The sequence below is a fragment of the Dichotomicrobium thermohalophilum genome (assembly GCF_003550175.1).
GTDB classification, from domain to species: domain Bacteria; phylum Pseudomonadota; class Alphaproteobacteria; order Rhizobiales; family Rhodomicrobiaceae; genus Dichotomicrobium; species Dichotomicrobium thermohalophilum.
This window is the reverse complement of sequence record NZ_QXDF01000001.1, coordinates 1,284,266-1,302,336: the sequence shown is the minus strand read 5'-3', so window position 1 is coordinate 1,302,336 and position 18,071 is coordinate 1,284,266. Positions and strand designations below refer to the sequence as shown.

At 62.9% G+C, this 18,071-nt stretch carries 17 protein-coding genes and 2 tRNA genes; all 19 read right to left on the bottom strand.

Features of this window, described 5'->3' with window-relative positions:
- Position 1: 1 nt before the first annotated feature.
- Positions 2-1,027 carry an NADH-quinone oxidoreductase subunit NuoH gene (gene nuoH, locus BXY53_RS05950; RefSeq protein ID WP_119060942.1) on the bottom strand — a complete coding sequence of 342 codons (1,026 nt, stop codon included), beginning with the start codon at positions 1,025-1,027 and terminating at the stop codon, positions 2-4.
- Positions 1,020-3,128 (bottom strand): NADH-quinone oxidoreductase subunit NuoG, encoded by a 2,109-nt coding sequence (gene nuoG / locus BXY53_RS05945; protein ID WP_119060941.1) that lies wholly within the window; start codon positions 3,126-3,128, stop codon positions 1,020-1,022. Before nuoG ends, nuoH begins: the two co-directional genes overlap by 8 nt.
- Before the next feature lie 36 nt (positions 3,129-3,164).
- Positions 3,165-4,460, bottom strand: a complete 1,296-nt coding sequence (nuoF, locus tag BXY53_RS05940; RefSeq protein ID WP_119060940.1) for an NADH-quinone oxidoreductase subunit NuoF — start codon at positions 4,458-4,460, stop codon at positions 3,165-3,167.
- Positions 4,461-4,480: 20 nt separating this feature from the next.
- Positions 4,481-5,107, bottom strand: a complete 627-nt coding sequence (gene nuoE, locus BXY53_RS05935) for an NADH-quinone oxidoreductase subunit NuoE (protein ID WP_119060939.1) — start codon at positions 5,105-5,107, stop codon at positions 4,481-4,483.
- Positions 5,108-5,126: 19 nt separating this feature from the next.
- Positions 5,127-6,323, bottom strand: coding sequence for an NADH-quinone oxidoreductase subunit D (locus BXY53_RS05930; protein ID WP_119060938.1), 1,197 nt, complete (start codon positions 6,321-6,323; stop codon positions 5,127-5,129).
- A 38-nt stretch (positions 6,324-6,361) separates the two neighbouring features.
- Positions 6,362-7,009: an NADH-quinone oxidoreductase subunit C gene (locus tag BXY53_RS05925; RefSeq protein WP_245410372.1), complete on the bottom strand. Its 648-nt coding sequence runs from the start codon at positions 7,007-7,009 to the stop codon at positions 6,362-6,364.
- A gap of 10 nt (positions 7,010-7,019) precedes the next feature.
- Positions 7,020-7,598 (bottom strand): NuoB/complex I 20 kDa subunit family protein, encoded by a 579-nt coding sequence (locus BXY53_RS05920; protein WP_119060936.1) that lies wholly within the window; start codon positions 7,596-7,598, stop codon positions 7,020-7,022.
- The gene (locus BXY53_RS05915; RefSeq protein WP_119060935.1) at positions 7,589-7,954 is read right to left on the bottom strand and encodes an NADH-quinone oxidoreductase subunit A; all 366 of its coding nucleotides are present in this window, start codon (positions 7,952-7,954) and stop codon (positions 7,589-7,591) included. Before BXY53_RS05915 ends, BXY53_RS05920 begins: the two co-directional genes overlap by 10 nt.
- Before the next feature lie 172 nt (positions 7,955-8,126).
- Positions 8,127-8,203 (bottom strand) — tRNA-Asp (locus tag BXY53_RS05910).
- A 97-nt stretch (positions 8,204-8,300) separates the two neighbouring features.
- Positions 8,301-8,376: transfer RNA gene (locus BXY53_RS05905), tRNA-Val, on the bottom strand.
- A 173-nt stretch (positions 8,377-8,549) separates the two neighbouring features.
- Positions 8,550-9,395 (bottom strand): outer membrane protein, encoded by an 846-nt coding sequence (locus BXY53_RS05900; RefSeq protein ID WP_119060934.1) that lies wholly within the window; start codon positions 9,393-9,395, stop codon positions 8,550-8,552.
- A 343-nt stretch (positions 9,396-9,738) separates the two neighbouring features.
- A complete protein-coding gene (locus BXY53_RS05895; RefSeq protein WP_119060933.1) occupies positions 9,739-10,494 on the bottom strand; it encodes an outer membrane protein in 756 nt (251 codons plus the stop codon).
- A 263-nt stretch (positions 10,495-10,757) separates the two neighbouring features.
- Complete coding sequence (locus BXY53_RS05890; protein WP_119060932.1) at positions 10,758-11,132, bottom strand: dihydroneopterin aldolase; 375 nt, start codon at positions 11,130-11,132, stop codon at positions 10,758-10,760.
- A gap of 77 nt (positions 11,133-11,209) precedes the next feature.
- A complete protein-coding gene (locus BXY53_RS05885) occupies positions 11,210-11,584 on the bottom strand; it encodes a 4a-hydroxytetrahydrobiopterin dehydratase (RefSeq protein ID WP_119060931.1) in 375 nt (124 codons plus the stop codon).
- Between the two features lie 11 nt (positions 11,585-11,595).
- Positions 11,596-12,369, bottom strand: a complete 774-nt coding sequence (locus tag BXY53_RS05880) for a DUF502 domain-containing protein (RefSeq protein ID WP_119060930.1) — start codon at positions 12,367-12,369, stop codon at positions 11,596-11,598.
- 164 nt (positions 12,370-12,533) lie between these two features.
- Entirely contained in the window at positions 12,534-12,809 is a 276-nt protein-coding gene (locus tag BXY53_RS05875; RefSeq protein WP_119060929.1) for an HU family DNA-binding protein, read from the bottom strand.
- Positions 12,810-13,053: 244 nt separating this feature from the next.
- The gene (gene lon / locus BXY53_RS05870) at positions 13,054-15,507 is read right to left on the bottom strand and encodes an endopeptidase La (protein WP_119060928.1); all 2,454 of its coding nucleotides are present in this window, start codon (positions 15,505-15,507) and stop codon (positions 13,054-13,056) included.
- Between the two features lie 230 nt (positions 15,508-15,737).
- Entirely contained in the window at positions 15,738-17,003 is a 1,266-nt protein-coding gene (gene clpX / locus BXY53_RS05865; protein WP_119060927.1) for an ATP-dependent Clp protease ATP-binding subunit ClpX, read from the bottom strand.
- A 389-nt stretch (positions 17,004-17,392) separates the two neighbouring features.
- Positions 17,393-18,025: an ATP-dependent Clp protease proteolytic subunit gene (locus BXY53_RS05860; RefSeq protein ID WP_119060926.1), complete on the bottom strand. Its 633-nt coding sequence runs from the start codon at positions 18,023-18,025 to the stop codon at positions 17,393-17,395.
- Between the last annotated feature and the right edge of the window lie 46 nt (positions 18,026-18,071).

Sequence of the window (18,071 nt, the reverse complement as noted above, 5' to 3'; positions counted from 1 at the left end):
CTTACTGTGCCGCGCCGCCGGTGTATTGCAGCACACCAGCCACGATCACGACCATCGCCAGCGAGAGCGGCAGAAACACCTTCCAGCCCAACCGCATGAGTTGGTCGTAGCGATAGCGCGGCACGATCGCCTTGACCATCGCGAACATGAAGAACACGAGGATGACTTTCAGCGTGAACCACACCACGCCGGGGATCCAGTTGAACGGCGCCACGTCGAACGGCGGCAGCCAACCCCCGAGGAACAGGATGGTGGTCAACGCGCACATCACCGTAATGGCCACGTATTCGCCCAGCATGAACAGCAGGTAGGGCGTCGATGAATATTCGGCCATGAAGCCGGCGACCAACTCCGATTCGGCCTCCGGGAGGTCGAAAGGCGGCCGGTTCGTCTCCGCGAGTGCGGAGATGAAGAACACGATGAACATCGGGAACAGCGGCAGCCAGTACCAGTTGAACAGCCCCCAGTCGCCGCGCTGGGCGTTGACGATGTCCGTCAGGTTCAGCGAGCCGGCCACCAGCAGCACCGTGATGATGACGAAGCCGATGGAGACCTCGTAGGACACCATCTGCGCGGCCGACCGCAGTGCGCCCAGAAACGGATATTTCGAGTTGGACGCCCATCCACCCATGATGACGCCGTAAACGCCGAGCGAGGAGATCGCGAAGATGTAGAGAATGCCGACATTGATGTCCGCGACCACCCAGCCATCATCAACCGGGATCACGGCCCAGGCCGACATCGCCAGCACCGCCATGACCACGGGCGCAAGCAGGAACACCGGCCGGTCGGCGGCGGCCGGCACCACCGGCTCCTTGAGGACGAACTTGATGAAATCCGCGAAGGACTGAAGCAGGCCGAACGGGCCGACGACGTTCGGCCCCTTGCGCAGCTGCACCGCCGCCCAGATCTTGCGGTCTGCCAAGAGCAGATACGCGATAATCATCAGCACGCTCGAGAGGAGCAGCACGCTCTGCCCGATCATGATGACCGTCGGCAGGCCGTAATTCGTCCAGAACTCAGCCATTGGTCCCCGTCTCTCCCAGCGCATTGGCCTGGTGCAGCGCCGCCTGCTCCTGCATCACGTGCGAGGCGCGGGCGATCGGGTTGGTGAGATAATAGTTCTCAATCGGCGAGGCAAAGGGCGCCGACGTCACCTCCGCTGCCCCCTGGGCCAGCGCATCGATCTCGGCCGTGTCGCCCGGCACGAACTCGTCGATACCTGCCAGATGCGGATGATCGCGGTACATTGCGCTGCGCAGTTGATCCAGCGTGTCGAACGGCAGGGCGCGGCCAAGATGTTCGGACAGCGCGCGGATGATCGCCCAGTCCTCCTTCGCCTCGCCCGGCGGAAACACAGCACGCGGCGCGATCTGCACGCGGCCCTCGGTGTTGACGTAGGTGCCGTCCTTCTCGGTGTAGGCTGAGCCCGGCAGGATCACGTCGGCCAGGCGCGCACCACTATCGCCATGGCTGCCCTGATAGATCACGAAGGCGTCGCCGGTCTGGCTGACATCGAACTCGTCCGCGCCGAGCAGATAGAGCACATCCATCTCCCGCGTCTGGGCCGCGGCGAGCATGGTCTCCAGATTCGCGCCTTCCTCGGACGGCACGCACCCGATGTCCAGCGCGCCGACCCGGCTGGCGGCGGTATGCAGGACATTGAAGCCGTTCCAGCCCTCGTCAGGCTTGAGCATACCTGTGTTCACGGCCGTCTGTGCGGCGAGACGCAGCACGCCCTCGCCATCTGGCCGCGCCAGCGCGCCCTGTCCGACGATCAGCATGGGCCGCTCGGCATTCTTGAGCACGTCGGCAAACTCATGTCGGCCTTCGGCGATCTCGCGCAGCGTGTCCGGACCCGCGCCGAGATAGCTGTACTCGTAAGTCAGGTTGGCCTGCTCGCCGATTACACCGATTCTGGCCCGGCCGGAACGATAGGCCTTCAGGATGCGCGCGTTCAGCACCGCGCTTTCGAGCCTGGGGTTGGTGCCGACCAGCAGGATCGCGTCGGCCTCGTCGATGCCCGCGATGCCGGTGTTGAAGATGTAGCTCGCGCGGCCGAGCGCGGGGTTGAGCGCGGCCCCGTCCTGCCGGCACTCCACATACGGCGAGCCAAGCCCGTTGATGAGCGATTTCAGCGCATAGGCATCTTCGACCGGCGCCAGATCACCGATGATGGCGCCGACCCGCTTGGACGCCGTATTGCGCAGGCGCGCTGCGATCGCGTTGAACGCCTCGCCCCAGCTCACCTCGCGCAGCGTGCCATCCTTTCGCACATAGGGCCGGTCGAGCCGCTGCCGGCGCAGGCCGTCCCAGACGAAGCGGGTCTTGTCGGAGATCCACTCCTCGTTCACGTCGGCATGCTCGCGCGGGAGGAAGCGCATGACCTCGCGCCCACGCGAATCAACGCGGATATTGGCCCCGAGGGCGTCCATGACGTCGATGCTTTCGGTCTTGGTCAGCTCCCACGGCCGCGCGGTAAAGGCATAGGGCTTTGAGGTCAGCGCGCCGACCGGGCACAGGTCGATGACATTGCCGGACAGCTCCGACGTCATCCCGTGCTCCAGGTAGGTCGTGATCTCCATGTCCTCGCCGCGGCCGATCGCGCCAAGCTCCGGCACGCCCGCCACCTCGGTCATGAATCGGACGCAGCGCGTGCAGTGGATGCAGCGCGTCATGATCGTCTTGATGAGCGGGCCGATGTTCTTGTCCTCGACCGCGCGCTTGTTCTCGTGGAAGCGGCTGCCATCGACGCCGTAGAACATCGCCTGGTCCTGCAGGTCGCATTCCCCGCCCTGGTCGCAGATCGGGCAATCCAGCGGATGGTTGATCAGCAGGAACTCCATCACGCCTTCGCGCGCCTTTTTCACCAGCGGACTGTCGGTGCGCACCTGCGGCGGGCTGCCGTCGCGACCCGGGCGCAGATCGTTGACGCTCATGTGACACGAGGCGATGGGCTTGGGCATGCCGACGACCTCGACGAGGCACATGCGGCAGTTGCCCGCGATCGACAGGCGCTCGTGGTAGCAGAAGCGCGGGATTTCCTCGCCGGCCTCCTCGCAGGCCTGCAGCAGGTTGATCCCGTCCTCGACCTCGATCTCGCGATCGTTGATGATCAGCTTTGGCATTCCGTCGCCTTTCAGCGTGTCGATTAGAGCGCGATGCTACTCGGCGGCAATCCCAGTGGTCTCGGCGGGGCGGCTCACCGCCTCGATGCGCCCTTCGATCTCGTCGCGGAAGTGGCGGATCAGGCCTTGGATCGGCCACGCCGCCGCGTCGCCCAGCGCGCAGATCGTGTGACCCTCCACCTGCTTCGTCACGTCGTACAGCAGGTCGATCTCGCGCTTGGTCGCGTTGCCCTCGATCATCCGGGTCAGCACGCGCCACATCCAGCCAGTGCCCTCGCGGCACGGCGTGCACTGGCCACAGCTTTCATGCTTGTAGAAATAAGCGATCCGCGCGATCGCCGCGACGATGTCGGTCGATTTGTCCATCACGATCACCGCAGCGGTGCCAAGGCCCGACTGCACGTCTTTCAGCGCGTCGAAGTCCATCAGCAGGTCATCGCAATGCCAGTGCGGCACCAGCGGAACCGAGGAGCCGCCCGGAATAACGGCCAGGAGATTATCCCAACCGCCGCGCACGCCGCCGGCGTGGCGCTCGACCAGCTCGCGCAGCGGGATGCTCATTTCCTCTTCCACCGTGCAGGGCTCCTCGACATGCCCGGAGATACAGAACAGCTTGGTGCCGGTGTTGTTTGGCCGGCCAAGCTGGGCGAACCAGGCGCTGCCGCGGCGCAGGATTTCCGGGACCACAGCGACCGATTCAACGTTGTTCACGGTGGTCGGCGCCCCCCACAGGCCGACATTGGCCGGGAACGGCGGCTTGAGGCGCGGCTGGCCCTTCTTGCCTTCCAGGCTCTCCAGGAGCGCGGTTTCCTCGCCGCAGATGTAGGCGCCAGCCCCATGGTGGATATAGATGTCGTAATCCCAGCCGTGAACATTGTCCCGGCCGATCAGCTTCGCCTCATAGGCTTCGTCGATCGCCGCCTGCAGGATTTCGCGCTCGCGGATATATTCGCCGCGGATGTAGATGTAGCAGGTGTGCGCGCCCATCGCGAAGCCGGCCACGAGGCAGCCTTCCAGCAGGATATGCGGGTCATGCCGCATGATTTCGCGGTCCTTGCAGGTGCCCGGTTCCGACTCGTCAGCGTTCACCACGAGATAATGCGGACGCCCGTCGTTCTCCTTGGGCATGAACGACCATTTCACGCCCGTCGGAAAGCCGGCGCCGCCGCGACCGCGAAGCCCCGAAGCCTTGACCTCTTCGAGAATCGAATCACGGCCCTTCTCCAGCAGCGCCTTCGTCCCGTCCCAGGCGCCGCGACGGCGCGCATCTTCCAGTCGCCAGTCATGCAGGCCGTACAGGTTCGTGAAGATGCGGTCCTTATCCTCGAGCATTCGCTCCTGGCTCCCTTAACTCACGCGCCGGGCTCGCCCCCGCGCAAGATGGCGCTACGATCCTTCAGCGTGGTCAGACCGCTGATCGGCGCGGCTTTCTGGCGCTGGACCTGCGGGCCCGGCGTCACCGGCTTGCCCTCGCGCAGATTGTCGAGGATTTGCGCGAAGCTGTCCGGTGTCAGGTCTTCGTAATAGTCCGCGTTGATCTGGACCATCGGCGCGTTCACGCAAGCGCCCAGACATTCAACCTCGATCCACGAGAACAGACCGTCCGGCGTGACCTCGCCCGGCTCGCCGATCCGGTCGCGGCAAACCGCCTTCAGATCCTCAGCGCCGCGCAGCATGCATGGCGTCGTGCCGCAGAGCTGGACGTGATACTTCCCGACCGGCGAGAGGTTGAACATGGTATAAAACGTCGCGACCTCGTAGGCGCGGATGTACGGCATCTCCAGCAACTCGGCGACATAGCGGATCGCCGGTTCGGGCAGCCAGCCGTGCTGTTCCTGCGCCCGCCAGAGCAGCGGGATGATCGCCGCCCATTGGCGCCCCTCGGGATATTTGGCGATCTGCGCCTTCGCCCAGGCGAGGTTCTCTTCCGTGAACTCGAAGCTTTCCGGCTGAACGGGATCGAGACGGCGTACACTCATTCTGGCTCCTCCAGACCGCTCAGCGGTCGACCTCGCCGAACACGATGTCGATCGAGCCGAGCACGGCCGAGACGTCGGCCAGCATGTGGCCCTTTGTCAGGAATTCCATGGCCTGCAAGTGCGCATAACCCGGCGCGCGGATCTTGCAGCGATACGGGCGGTTCGTCCCATCAGCGACGAGGTAGACCCCAAACTCGCCCTTGGGCGCCTCGACCGCCGTGTAGACCTCGCCCTCGGGCACATGAAAGCCCTCGGTGAACAGCTTGAAGTGGTGGATGAGCGCCTCCATCGAGCGCTTCATCTCCGCCCGGCGCGGCGGCGTGACCTTGTTGTTCGGCGCGAGCACCGGCCCCTGGCCCTCGCCGGAGGTCAGCTTGTCGATGCACTGCTTCATGATCCGTACCGACTGGCGCATCTCCTCCATGCGCACGAGGTAGCGATCGTAGCAGTCGCCGTTCTTGCCGACGGGGATGTCGAACTCGAAATCGTTGTAGCACTCATAGGGCTGTGCCCGGCGCAAGTCCCACGCACCGCCGGAGCCGCGCACCATCACGCCGGAAAAGCCGCGAGCAAGCGCGTCATCCAGCGACACCACGCCGATGTCGACATTGCGCTGCTTGAAGATGCGGTTCTCCGTCAGCAGGCCCTCAATGTCGTCGAGCACCTTCAGGAACGGGTCGCAGAATCCTGCGATATCGTCGATCAGGTCGGGCGGCAGGTCCTGATGCACCCCGCCCGGGCGGAAATAGTTGGCGTGCAGGCGCGAGCCGGAGGCGCGCTCATAGAAGATCATGAGCTTCTCGCGCTCCTCGAACCCCCATAGCGGCGGGGTGAGCGCGCCGACGTCCATTGCCTGCGTCGTGACGTTCAGCAGATGACTCAGAAGCCGGCCGATCTCGCTGAAAAGAACGCGGATGATCTGCCCGCGGATCGGCACCTCGATGTCCAGCAGCTTCTCGATGGCCAGGCAGAAGGCGTGCTCCTGGTTCATCGGCGCGACGTAGTCGAGCCGGTCGAAATACGGGATCGCCTGCAGATAAGTCTTGTACTCGATCAGCTTCTCGGTGCCGCGATGCAAAAGGCCGATATGCGGGTCGACCCGCTCCACGACCTCGCCGTCCAGTTCCAGCACGAGGCGCAGCACGCCGTGCGCCGCCGGGTGCTGCGGCCCGAAGTTGATCGAGAAATTGCGGACTTCCGCTTCAGCCTGGGCCATGCCGTTTCAGTATCCCTGTTCACCCGTTCGTGCTGTACCTACGTCTTTCCTTCGGAGCCGGATGACGCCTTTTCGTCGCCGGGCAGGATGTATTCCGCGCCCTCCCACGGGCTGATGAAGTCGAAGTCGCGATATTCCTGCTGCAATTTGACCGGCTCGTAAACCACGCGCTTGAGATCCTCGTTGTAGCGGACCTCGACGAAGCCGGTCAGCGGGAAATCCTTGCGCAGCGGATGGCCCTGGAAGCCGTAATCGGTCAGGATGCGGCGCAGATCCGGATGGCCGGAGAAAAAGATGCCGTACAGGTCGAAGGCCTCGCGCTCGTACCAGTTGGCGGCCGGGAAGATATGCGTGACGCTCGGCACGGGCGTCACCTCGTCCGTGTCCGTTTTCACGCGGACGCGCTTGTTCTGCCGCGCGCTCAGTAGGTGATAGACCACCTCGAACCGCTTGGCGCGGTCAGGATAGTCCACCCCGCAAATGTCGATCAGGCAGGTGAACTGGCAGCGCACATCGTCACGCAGAAAGGTCATCAGCGAGACGATATTCTCCCGCGTGGCCCGCACCGTCAGCTCGCCAAGCGCGACGTACCAGGTGTCGACCGCTTCCGGGCGCGCTGCGGCGATGTGCTCACCCAGCTCCTGGAGCGCCTCTTCCTGGGCCGTTGCCGTCGGGACCGTTGCCACCTTCAGCCTCCTAGCGGGTGATCGTACCGGTGCGGCGGATTTTCCGCTGCAGCAGCATGATGCCGTAGACCAGCGCCTCGGCCGTGGGCGGGCAGCCCGGCACGTAGATGTCTACCGGGAGCACACGGTCACAGCCGCGCACGACCGAGTAGGAATAGTGGTAATAACCGCCGCCATTGGCGCAGCTGCCCATCGAGATAACGTAACGCGGCTCCGGCATCTGGTCGTAGACCTTGCGGATCGCCGGCGCCATCTTGTTGCACAGCGTGCCCGCCACGATCATCACGTCCGACTGCCGGGGGCTGCCGCGCGGCGCGAAGCCGAACCGCTCGACGTCATAACGCGGCATGGAGGACTGCATCATCTCCACCGCGCAGCAGGCCAGCCCGAACGTCATCCACATCAGTGAGCCGGTCCGTGCCCAGTTGATGAGGTCCTGCGACGACGTGACCAGGAAGCCCTTGTCCGCCAGGTTGTTGGACAGCTCCGTGAAGCTCTCGTCGCGCAGCGCGGTGGCACCGCCAGTGGTGCCGTCGGGCTGGCGCAGCACGAGGTCGTCCAGCGTCTGCTCAGGCTTGATCAATCCCATTCCAGCGCTCCTTTGCGCCACTCATAGATGAAGCCGATCGTCAGGATGGCCAGAAACAGCATCATGGCCCAGAAGCCGAACAGCCCGGCCTCCTCGAAGGCGACCGCCCAAGGAAACAGGAAGGCGACCTCCAGGTCGAAGATGATGAAGAGGATCGCCACCAGGTAAAAGCGCACATCGAAGCGCATCCGGGCACTCTCGAACGCGGGGAAGCCGCATTCATAGGTCGACACCTTTTCCGGGTCCGGGTTGTTCGGGGCCACGAGGAACGGCGCGATCAGCAGCGCCGCACCGATAACCGCGGCCACACCAAAGAATATAAGAAGCGGCAGGTAATCTTGGAGGAGGTCGGTCATCGTTTGGCCCAATCGGGCGCGGCAGCCGGCCGGCGGGCCAGCTCACAAAAACGGCCGCGCGTGTTTGAAACGCTCCAAATAATATCGCATTGCAGCACCCGTAGACCAGCCCTGATCCCGGCGCAAGCTGTGAAATTTTGTCGGGGTTAGTGGCCGCGCCGAAGGGAGGAAATGGCGGGAGTGACGGGACTCGAACCCGCGGCCTCTGGCGTGACAGGCCAGCGCTCTAACCGACTGAGCTACACCCCCAATGCGTCCAGGCACGGAACATTGACCGGATACGCAGTGATGTACGTGAGGCCGTGTCCGGCGTCAAGACGCTCTTTCACGCGATCGACAACGGCGCTGGTGGGCGGTGAGAGATTCGAACTCCCGACATCTTCGGTGTAAACGAAGCGCTCTACCAACTGAGCTAACCGCCCGCTGAGGCGGAGAATAGGCCGGTTGGGCGCGGCGTGCAACGGCCGAGCCGGCGCGGCGATAAACGGACAAGGCCGTCAAGGCCGAGAGCGGGCGGACGCCAAAAAATACAAGCCGGGCGCGAACGCCCGGCTGTCTGCTTCAGGTGAGGTGGGGAAGGAGGAGTGTAGAAGGTTTACTTCAGCGGCTCCGGCGCACGGCGCAGGTGATAGCTCAGCCGCGCACGGATCACGAAGACCTCGTTATCGACGTCCCGGTCGAACTTGTAGGCGTGGTAGTGATGACTGTAGCCGCATGAATCGCCGCAGGACCCACTAGGGCCATCATATTTGTCGATCCATTCATACTTGCTGGAGTCGTCGTCGAACCAGTAATAGAGCCCTTCGAGACCAAAACTCATATTGTCCTTGATGAGATATTCCCAGCCTGCGCCGAGCACCCAACCGGTCTCGTCATCGCCCTCGTCGTAACGGTGATAGTATTCATGACCTTCATGCTCATACTTTAGCTTGAAATCGCGGTCGAAGCTGGCGAAGGCCACGCCGGCGGTCAGGTACAGATGCGAGCGGCTCCAGGCGGCGGTCCCGATCCGGCCGCGAACCGAGGCGAGATAATCGACATCGTTCGCGACACCGATATCGCTCTCCACGCCGAAGATGAACGCGCCGCGCTCAAAATTACAGCCTATATGGCCGCCACCGAACGGACCCGAGTCATCGACATTATCGTGGAAGCTGTAGCCATCGTAGTCCGTCTTCCAATAGCCTGACGAGCCTTTGTTAGAATTGTGATGGTCGTATGCGTGTTCATAGTCGTCAGCGTAAAATCCGTACGATTTCTTGACATCACTGTAATTCTGATCATCCATCCACGCACCGCCGACATTCAAGCCGAAATAGCAGCCCGACCAGAGCGGAGCCGGCTCGACAACAACGACATCTTTCATGGAACCATTCGCCATGGCTGGACCGGCGGCGCCGATGCACACCGCGGCCACAGCCCCGCAGAGGAGCTTGCGCATCTTTTCTCCCTCTCAGAGTGACTTGTTCCGCCCGCCTCTTCTGCGGACGCCTGACGGCAGCCCACGCCCCCATGGCGTGATCCCACTTAACTGCACGTCATGGTTGCGTTCATAGCCCGGATTCGCGTGCGGGCAAAAGTGGTTTTGTCGATTGCAGAAGGAGTTTGGGGACAACTGTTGCGTGCATGTGACAGAAACGGGGGACAACGAGGGTGTTCGTAAACAAAGGGTTGCCAGCAAGCGGCATTATCGCGCGTTGGCGTCTGCCTCCGTGGCCGAGCAAAAAAAAGAGCCGGGCGCGAAGGCCCGGCCCAGGAGATGACTCAGAGGATCAGTCGAGGTCCTATTTGTAGGATTCCAGCGGCTCCTGGCCGCGGTCCCACAGCTTGTAGCTCGCGCGAATTTTGATCACGTCAAAGTCCATATCAACTTTATCGGTGCCTTCGCAATGACAGATATCGAAAGACAAGTCTTCTTCACCGAGATCAACGTGAGCGTATTCAACACCCGCAAAGAACCGTTCAGTGAGCGCAGTCTCGATACCGATGCCGCCAGTCCAACCCACATGGGTTTCGCTGCCATCAAACAGGTTCTGACCTAAGATGCTTACATCCGTCTCGACTTCACCCCAGGCAACACCACCGAACCCGTAGAACAGCAAGTTATTTACGGCGTAACCAAGCCGGCCAACTACCGTGGCATAATAATCTAGTTCACGCTCACACGTCGTGAAATTGAAAAATGGGCCACAGTCTTCACTGCCATCAATATCTGTGCCATTGAGAGCAGCTTCAATTCCGAAAACCTTGTGGCCGTGCTGCCAGTTATATCCGATGTGCGCGCCATAGACAGCACCGTCGACATCATAGTCAGAAGACAGAAAATCCAGACACGAGCCATCAAAGCAGAGCTGCCCCGAAGTGTCGCCCACGCCAAAGCCCAGTGAGCCACCAACATAAAGACCAGCCCAAATCGGAGCGTGGACGATTGGCTCAACCGGCGCATCTTTCATCGAGCCGTCATACATACCACCCGCCATGGCCGGCGCGGCCATGCCGAGACACGCCGCAGCTGCGGCGCCAAACACCAGTTTGCGCATGAAAAGTCCCTCTCAATAGGCCCAAAATCCCGCCTGCCCCCTGCAGGCGGATGACGCCAGCTCGTGCCCAACGCACGATCCCCAACTGCACGTCATGGTTTTGCGATTACGCTGATTCGCGTGCCGCATAAATTGTTACGACGCGTCTGTCTCAGCGGACATGTTGGGCTATAACAGAAAAGGCACACCCGTGCCGGCGCGCCACGCCAATATTTTTGCGAGGGCCAGATTGCCGGCAATGACGAGGGACAGGCGAGCGTGTCCTAAGAGGCGGGTTCGCTTCCGCGCGTGATCTCCACGCCAAGCGATGCGCCCGGGACGCGATCCAGTTTTTCCACGCGCACGCTCACGCGCTGCGCCCCTTGCAGCGCCAAACATGAATCGGCCACGCGCTCGGCGAGCGTCTCCATCAGGTTGATGTGCCCTTCGTCGATGACCGCCTGGATCGCTTCGATTATCGAATCATAATCGACCACCGGCCGGCGACGGTCGCGGGTCGCGCCATGCGCCACGGCGATGTCCACGCTGAAGCGCACGCGCTGCTTGCCGTTGTGCTCCTCGGCGTGGATGCCGATCCGGCAGGGCAGCACCAGATCGCGCACGAAGATGATGTCGGAATAGATCGGAGATTGGCTCATGCGGGGCGCACCGTCGCACCGGGCGTTGAGGACGGGGTGCCGGTCACGATGCGCACCGCAGGGGCACCGGAACGGCGCTAGGCATTGTATTTGATGTACCTGGCGATCGACTCGTTCTCGGGCGTTCCGGTGAGCGCGCCGCCCTCCTTGCCGGGCTGCCACATGATCACCTGCTCGATCTTGGCGGCCAGCTCGAAGTCGCGGTCGGTGATGCCGCCGACGTCATGCGATTCGATGGCGACCTCGACCTTGCCGAACGAGATGGTGATGTCCGGGTGGTGCCAAGCCGCCTCGGCCAGATGCGCCACGGCATTCGCCACCATGACGGAAGCCTTGAAGCCATGGGTGCCATAGGTGCGGCGGAGTTGCCCGCCCTCATAGCGCCAGGTCGGCAGGTCCTTACTCAGCCGCGCGGTGATGTCGCTTTCCTCGTAGGTGCCTTTTGCCTGCATCCTTGATCGTCCTAACGTTTGGTCTCGTCGGTGTCTCCGCTCACGGGCGCCGGGGCCTCCGGCTTTGGCGGCCCCGCGATCTGCGCCTCGGAAAGCGCCGCTTCCTCTGGGCGCACCTGCAGCATGTTGGGCGGCATGCTTTCAGGCGCAAGCGCCCCGAGGGAGAAATACACCTTGAGAAGATCGTCAACCTTCATGTCCGGCACGACCGTGATGTGATCCTCCGGGACCAGCACCAATCCGCCGGTCATCGGCAGCGGCGCTGTGGGCAGATAGACCATCACCCGGCGCTGGTCGCCGATGTAGTAGCGGTCATGGCTGGCCAGCAGGGCAAGGATGTGCGTTCCATCCGTCCCGCCGAAGCGCACGGCCACCACGTCCATCCCGGACAGGTCGCCGCCACCCTTTTCCGTCGCCAGCCGGATCACGCGGGCCACGGGGTTGTAGATGCCTTTCACCAGCGGGAGCCGGGCGAACAGCAAGTCGATCGCGCCCTGTACGCCGCGCCGCGCCTCTGTGCGGACGATCGCGCCAAGCACCCAGATGCCGATCAGCGCGATCGCCACGCCCAGCCAGAAGGCCAGGGTGTCGTTCTCGACCAGCGCGCTGCCGCCGCGGCGCAGCAGCTCGCCAAGAAAGGTGCCGGGGCCCAGGGCATCGCGCAGGATCTGCACCAGCCAGGCAATGATGACGACGGTGAGGACGATCGGCAGGAGGACGATCAGTCCCGCGAGAAACGTCCCTGTCACCCGGCTGCGCCAGAAACTCCGGAAAAACTCCCACATGCGAACCCACGCCCCCTCAAGCAAGCTGGCGCGGCGATCCTATCAGAGATCGCGTAGGGGCGGCCATGCTTTTTGCCGCCGGCCACCCTGTCCAGCGCAAAGCAAAAGGGGCGACCCGACCGAGCCACCCCTGTTACGTGGAAAACGGATTTTCGGCCGAAGCCTTACGGATTGAGCGCGTCCTTCAAACCACGCGCAGCCTGGAATTTCGGCACGCGGCTGGCCGGCACCTCGACGGTCTCGCCGGTGCGCGGGTTGCGCGCCGTAGTGGCCTTGCGGTCGGACACCTTGAAGCTCCCGAAACCGGCAATGCGCACTTCGTCGCCGTCCTGAAGCGCGCTCTGGATGTGCCGAATAACCGCGTCCACGGCCGCACCTGCCTGATCCTTCGTCAGATCGGCGTCGTCAGCGACGGCCGAGACCAGCTCCTTCTTGTTCATCTTCTCTTCCTTTCGCCACAACACAAGGTCGTCAAAAGTCGTGCTCACGCACGGAAATCGAGCGGTCAGTGAATGGCACATGGCCCCTGCCCGCCAAGTGTGTCAAAGGATTTATCCACGCAAAAGTTTCTTGCAAGGGGCGGAAATCCGCGGCGTTGCGCATTCCTTGCCAAAAAAAGAGGCCGGGACGAGCCAATTAAGCCGCCCCGGCCATGTTCGTGGCGTGTCTGTCCGTCCAGCGCGCCTAGTGCGCGCGGAAGCTGCTGCCGACGGGCTGATCCTGCTCCACGGAGGAGTCCGAAGCCGCCGCTGCGGCGGCAGCCGCCGAGGCCGCCTCGTCCCAGTCCTTCGGCTCGGGCGGACGTGTCAGCGCGATGCGGAGCACATCATCCATGCGGGACACCGGCGTGATCTGCAGACGATCCTTCACGTTCTCCGGGATATCCGCGAGGTCCTTGGTGTTCTCCTCGGGGATGATGACCGTCTTCATCCCGCCGCGCAGCGCCGCCAGCAGCTTCTCCTTCAAGCCGCCGATAGGCAGGACGCGGCCACGCAACGTGATCTCGCCCGTCATCGCGACGTCACGGTGCACCGGGATCCCGGTCATCACCGAAACGATCGCGGTGGCCATGGCCACGCCAGCCGAGGGTCCGTCCTTAGGGGTCGCGCCTTCGGGCACGTGAACGTGGATGTCCAGCTTGTCGAAGACCGACGGGTCGATATGGAAGTCCTTCGCGCGGGAGCGGACATAGGCTGCAGCCGCCTGAATGGACTCCTTCATCACGTCGCGCAGGTTACCCGTGACCGACATCTTGCCGCGGCCGGGCATCATGGCGCCTTCGATGGTCAGCAGTTCGCCGCCAACCTCGGTCCACGCCAGCGCCGTGACCACGCCCACCTGGTCCTCGGACTCCGCCTCGCCGAAGCGGTACTTGGCAACGCCCAGGTAATCCTGCAGATCGGCCTTGGTGACGTGCACCTGCGTCTTCTCGCCGGATTCGATCTCCTTGACCGCCTTGCGGGCCAGCTTGGCCAGCTCCCGCTCCAGGTTACGGACACCGGCCTCGCGGGTGTAACGGCGGACGATCTCGATGAGCGCCTCATCGTCCACGCTCCACTCCTCCGGCTGGAGGGCATGCGCCTCGATCTGGCCGGGGATGAGGTGACGCTTGGCGATCTCCACCTTTTCGTCCTCGGTGTAGCCCGCAATGCGGATGATCTCCATGCGGTCCATCAGCGCCGGCGGAATGTTCAGCGTATTCGCCGTCGTGATGAACATCACCTTCGAAAGATCATAGTCCACTTCCAGGTAGTGGTCGTTGAAGGTGTGGTTCTGCTCCGGGTCCAGCACCTCCAGCAGCGCCGAGGCCGGGTCACCGCGGAAATCCGCGCCCATCTTGTCGATCTCGTCCAGCAGGAACAGCGGGTTCGCCTGCCGGGCCTTCCGCATGGACTGGATCACCTTGCCGGGCATCGAGCCGATATAGGTCCGGCGGTGACCGCGGATCTCCGCTTCGTCGCGCACGCCGCCCAGCGACATGCGGACGAACTCGCGTCCGGTGGCCTTGGCGATCGACTTGCCCAGCGACGTCTTACCGACGCCCGGCGGACCGACCAGGCACAGGATCGGCCCCTTCATCGCGTCAGTGCGCTTCTGCACCGCGAGATACTCGACGATCCGCTCCTTCACCTTCTCAAGACCGTAGTGGTCGTGGTCGAGGATCTTCTGGGCCTCGTCCAGATCGGTCTTGACCTCCGCGACGTCGCCCCACGGGATCGACAGCAGCCAATCCAGATAGTTGCGCACCACCGTGGCCTCGGCCGACATCGGACTCATCTGCTTGAGCTTCTTCAGCTCGGCCAGAGCCTTCTCGCGCGCTTCCTTCGTGAGCTCTGTCTTCTCGATCTTCTCCTCGATTTCCGCGATGTCATCGCGCTCGTCGGAGTCGCCCAGCTCCTTCTGGATCGCCTTCATCTGCTCGTTGAGGTAGTACTCGCGCTGGGTCTTCTCCATCTGGCGCTTCACGCGCGAGCGGATCTTCTTCTCCACCTGCAGGACGGAGATTTCGCTCTCCATCAGCGCGAGAATGTTTTCGAGCCGTGCGGCGACCGACGTGGTCTCGAGAATGTTCTGCTTGTCGGTGATCTTGATCGCCAGGTGGGAGGCCACCGTATCCGCCAGCTTCGAGTAATCCTCGATCTGGCTCAGCGTGCCGAGAACTTCCGGCGAGATCTTCTTGTTCAGCTTGACGTAATTCTCGAACTGGCTGATGACCGTACGCGCCAGCGCCTCGACCTCCTCGTCCGGTCCCGTCTCTTCCTCGACCCGGGCAACCTCGGCCTCGAAGTAGTTTTCGTTGTCGGTGTAGCGCACGATGCGCGCACGCTCGGAGCCCTCGACCAGCACCTTGACGGTGCCGTCGGGCAGCTTCAGAAGCTGCAGCACGGAAGCCAGCGTGCCCACCTCATAGATGCCGTCGGTGGTCGGCTCATCCTCGCTAGCGTCCTTCTGGGCGACCAGCAGGATCTGCTTGTCCGCGCTCATCACCTCTTCAAGCGCGGCGATCGACTTCTCGCGGCCGACGAACAGCGGCACGATCATGTACGGGAACACGACGATGTCCCGCAACGGCAGGACCGGATAGGTCGTTCCGCCAGACTCTGGTGTTGTTGTGATTTCGTTCGGTTGATCCGTCATATACGTCTCCTTGGCATCGAACCGGCCCCGACTGAGCGGCGGCCATGCGGCTTGCGAACCGTGAGCCCGCCCCCGATGCCCCGGTTGGTGTGGTTACCGTCTGTCGCGGGCCGCCGCCTGGAGCGCCCGGCCCGGACGCACTCTACCTTACTCAACAGACGTAAGTGGCGAGAGCTTCGTACAGAGTCAAGTTGCAGAAATTCGGTTGTGACACGCGTGCGGGGATACTCTTACGCACTGCTTTCAACTTCGTCCTGACGCTCGGAGTAGATGCGCAGCGGTTTGGCCTTTCCGTCCACCACTTCGGGGCTGATGACCACCTCTTCCACACCTTTCAGGCCGGGCAGCTCGAACATGCTGTCGAGCAGGATGGCCTCCAGGATCGAGCGCAGGCCGCGCGCGCCGGTCTTCCGTTCGATGGCCTTGCGCGCGATCGCGCGCAGCGCCTCCTCGGAGAATGTCAGGCGCACATCCTCCATCTCGAACAGGCGCTGGTATTGCTTGATCAGCGCGTTCTTCGGCTCCAGCAGGATCTGAATCAGCGCATCCTCGTCGAGATCCTCCAGCGTCGCCAGGACCGGGACCCGGCCGATGAACTCGGGGATCAACCCGAACTTGAGCAAGTCCTCCGGCTCGACCTTGCGCAGCAGGTCGCCCGTGTTGCGCTCGTCCTCCGCCTCGACCGAGGCGCCGAAGCCGATCGCGGTGGTGCGGCCGCGCTGGGCGATGATCTTGTCGAGACCCGAGAAGGCACCGCCGCAGATGAACAGGATGTTGGTGGTGTCGACCTGCAGAAACTCCTGCTGCGGGTGCTTGCGCCCGCCCTGCGGCGGAACGCTGGCCACCGTGCCTTCCATGAGCTTCAGGAGCGCCTGCTGCACACCCTCACCCGACACGTCGCGCGTTATGGACGGGTTGTCGGACTTGCGGCTGATCTTGTCGACCTCGTCGATGTAGACGATGCCGCGCTGGGCGCGATCGACGTTGTAATCCGCCGCCTGCAGCAGCTTCAGGATGATGTTCTCGACGTCCTCGCCGACATAGCCGGCTTCGGTCAGGGTCGTCGCATCCGCCATCGTGAATGGCACGTCAAGAATGCGCGCCAGCGTCTGCGCCAGCAGCGTCTTGCCGCAGCCGGTCGGGCCGATCAGCAGGATATTCGACTTGGCCAGTTCGACGTCGTTGTTCTTGCCGGCATGGCTCAGGCGCTTGTAGTGATTGTGGACCGCCACGGACAGCACGCGCTTGGCCATGTCCTGCCCGATCACGTAGTCATTCAGGACGTCGCAGATCTCCGAGGGGGTCGGAACGCCATCGCGGGATTTCACATAGGCGTTCTTGTTCTCCTCGCGGATGATGTCCATGCACAGTTCGACGCATTCATCGCAGATGAAGACGGTCGGCCCTGCAATCAGTTTGCGCACTTCATTCTGGCTCTTGCCGCAGAAGGAGCAATACAGGGTGTTCTTGGAGTCGTTTCCGTTGACCTTGCTCATAGACTCACACCTCGGTGTCTGGCCGTCCCGTTCGCGAACGCGCCCGAAAGCCGGGGCGTCGCAGCTTTGTCATATAGCGCGGCATACGTTGCCGGTTCGCTGACGGACCGCCCCATCAATGCAATTTGACCATGTGAAGCGCTTCAGGATCAAGCATCCAGTTGCGCCGCCAATGTTACAAATCGTTGAGGGACGGCGCGGGGTCGCAACCGCTCCACACGCCCGTCCGTCCGCGCAATAGCGCCGGCCGAGCCTCATAGCCCAACGAAGCATATAGAGTGTAAACGTCGCAGGCGAAATTGGCGGTTTGTGGCTTTTGGCCGACACCAATTCCCCGTTGTGGATGAAGGTGCCGGCGGTTCCCCGTCTCTCGACCTTAGGTAGGTGCCCTAGACCTTTTCGTCCACCGGCAGTTCGCGCTTGTCGAGCACCTGGTCCACCACGCCGAACTCCTTGGCATCGGTCGCGGACATGAAATAGTCGCGGTCCAGCGTCCGCTCGATGACGTCATAGGGCTGGCCAGTGTGATGCACGTAAATCTCGTTCAGTCGCCGCTTCAGCTTCAGGATGTCTTCGGCGTGACGCTCGATATCGCTCGCCTGACCCTGGAAGCCGCCGGAGGGCTGATGCACCATGATGCGCGAGTGCGGCAGCGCGAAACGCATACCCGCTTCGCCGCCAGCCAGCAGGAGCGAGCCCATGGAGGCCGCCTGGCCGATACAAAGCGTCGCAACCGGCGGACGAATGAACTGCATGGTGTCATAGATCGCCATGCCCGAGGTCACGATACCGCCGGGCGAGTTGATGTACATGGAGATCTCTTTCTTCGGGTTATCCGACTCCAGGTACAAGAGCTGTGCCGTCACCAGCGAGGCGACGTGGTCCTCGATCGGGCCGGTCACGAAGATGATCCGCTCCTTCAGGAGCAGCGAGAAAATGTCATAGGCCCGCTCGCCGCGGTTGGTCTGCTCGACCACCATCGGGACCAGCGAGGACATGTAGATATCGTTCGGATCGCTCATGGTCGTTTCCTGTTTGCCAGCCGCGCGCCGGGCGGCGTTTGAAGAG

Coding starts and splice junctions, on each gene's coding strand:
- nuoH (WP_119060942.1), bottom strand. CDS start 1,027: ATGGCTGAGTTCTGGACGAATTACGGCCTGCCGACGGTCATCATGATC.
- nuoG (WP_119060941.1), bottom strand. CDS start 3,128: ATGCCAAAGCTGATCATCAACGATCGCGAGATCGAGGTCGAGGACGGG.
- nuoF (WP_119060940.1), bottom strand. CDS start 4,460: ATGCTCGAGGATAAGGACCGCATCTTCACGAACCTGTACGGCCTGCAT.
- nuoE (WP_119060939.1), bottom strand. CDS start 5,107: ATGAGTGTACGCCGTCTCGATCCCGTTCAGCCGGAAAGCTTCGAGTTC.
- BXY53_RS05930 (WP_119060938.1), bottom strand. CDS start 6,323: ATGGCCCAGGCTGAAGCGGAAGTCCGCAATTTCTCGATCAACTTCGGG.
- BXY53_RS05920 (WP_119060936.1), bottom strand. CDS start 7,598: ATGGGATTGATCAAGCCTGAGCAGACGCTGGACGACCTCGTGCTGCGC.
- BXY53_RS05915 (WP_119060935.1), bottom strand. CDS start 7,954: ATGACCGACCTCCTCCAAGATTACCTGCCGCTTCTTATATTCTTTGGT.
- BXY53_RS05900 (WP_119060934.1), bottom strand. CDS start 9,395: ATGCGCAAGCTCCTCTGCGGGGCTGTGGCCGCGGTGTGCATCGGCGCC.
- BXY53_RS05895 (WP_119060933.1), bottom strand. CDS start 10,494: ATGCGCAAACTGGTGTTTGGCGCCGCAGCTGCGGCGTGTCTCGGCATG.
- BXY53_RS05890 (WP_119060932.1), bottom strand. CDS start 11,132: ATGAGCCAATCTCCGATCTATTCCGACATCATCTTCGTGCGCGATCTG.
- BXY53_RS05885 (WP_119060931.1), bottom strand. CDS start 11,584: ATGCAGGCAAAAGGCACCTACGAGGAAAGCGACATCACCGCGCGGCTG.
- BXY53_RS05880 (WP_119060930.1), bottom strand. CDS start 12,369: ATGTGGGAGTTTTTCCGGAGTTTCTGGCGCAGCCGGGTGACAGGGACG.
- BXY53_RS05875 (WP_119060929.1), bottom strand. CDS start 12,809: ATGAACAAGAAGGAGCTGGTCTCGGCCGTCGCTGACGACGCCGATCTG.
- lon (WP_119060928.1), bottom strand. CDS start 15,507: ATGACGGATCAACCGAACGAAATCACAACAACACCAGAGTCTGGCGGA.
- clpX (WP_119060927.1), bottom strand. CDS start 17,003: ATGAGCAAGGTCAACGGAAACGACTCCAAGAACACCCTGTATTGCTCC.
- BXY53_RS05860 (WP_119060926.1), bottom strand. CDS start 18,025: ATGAGCGATCCGAACGATATCTACATGTCCTCGCTGGTCCCGATGGTG.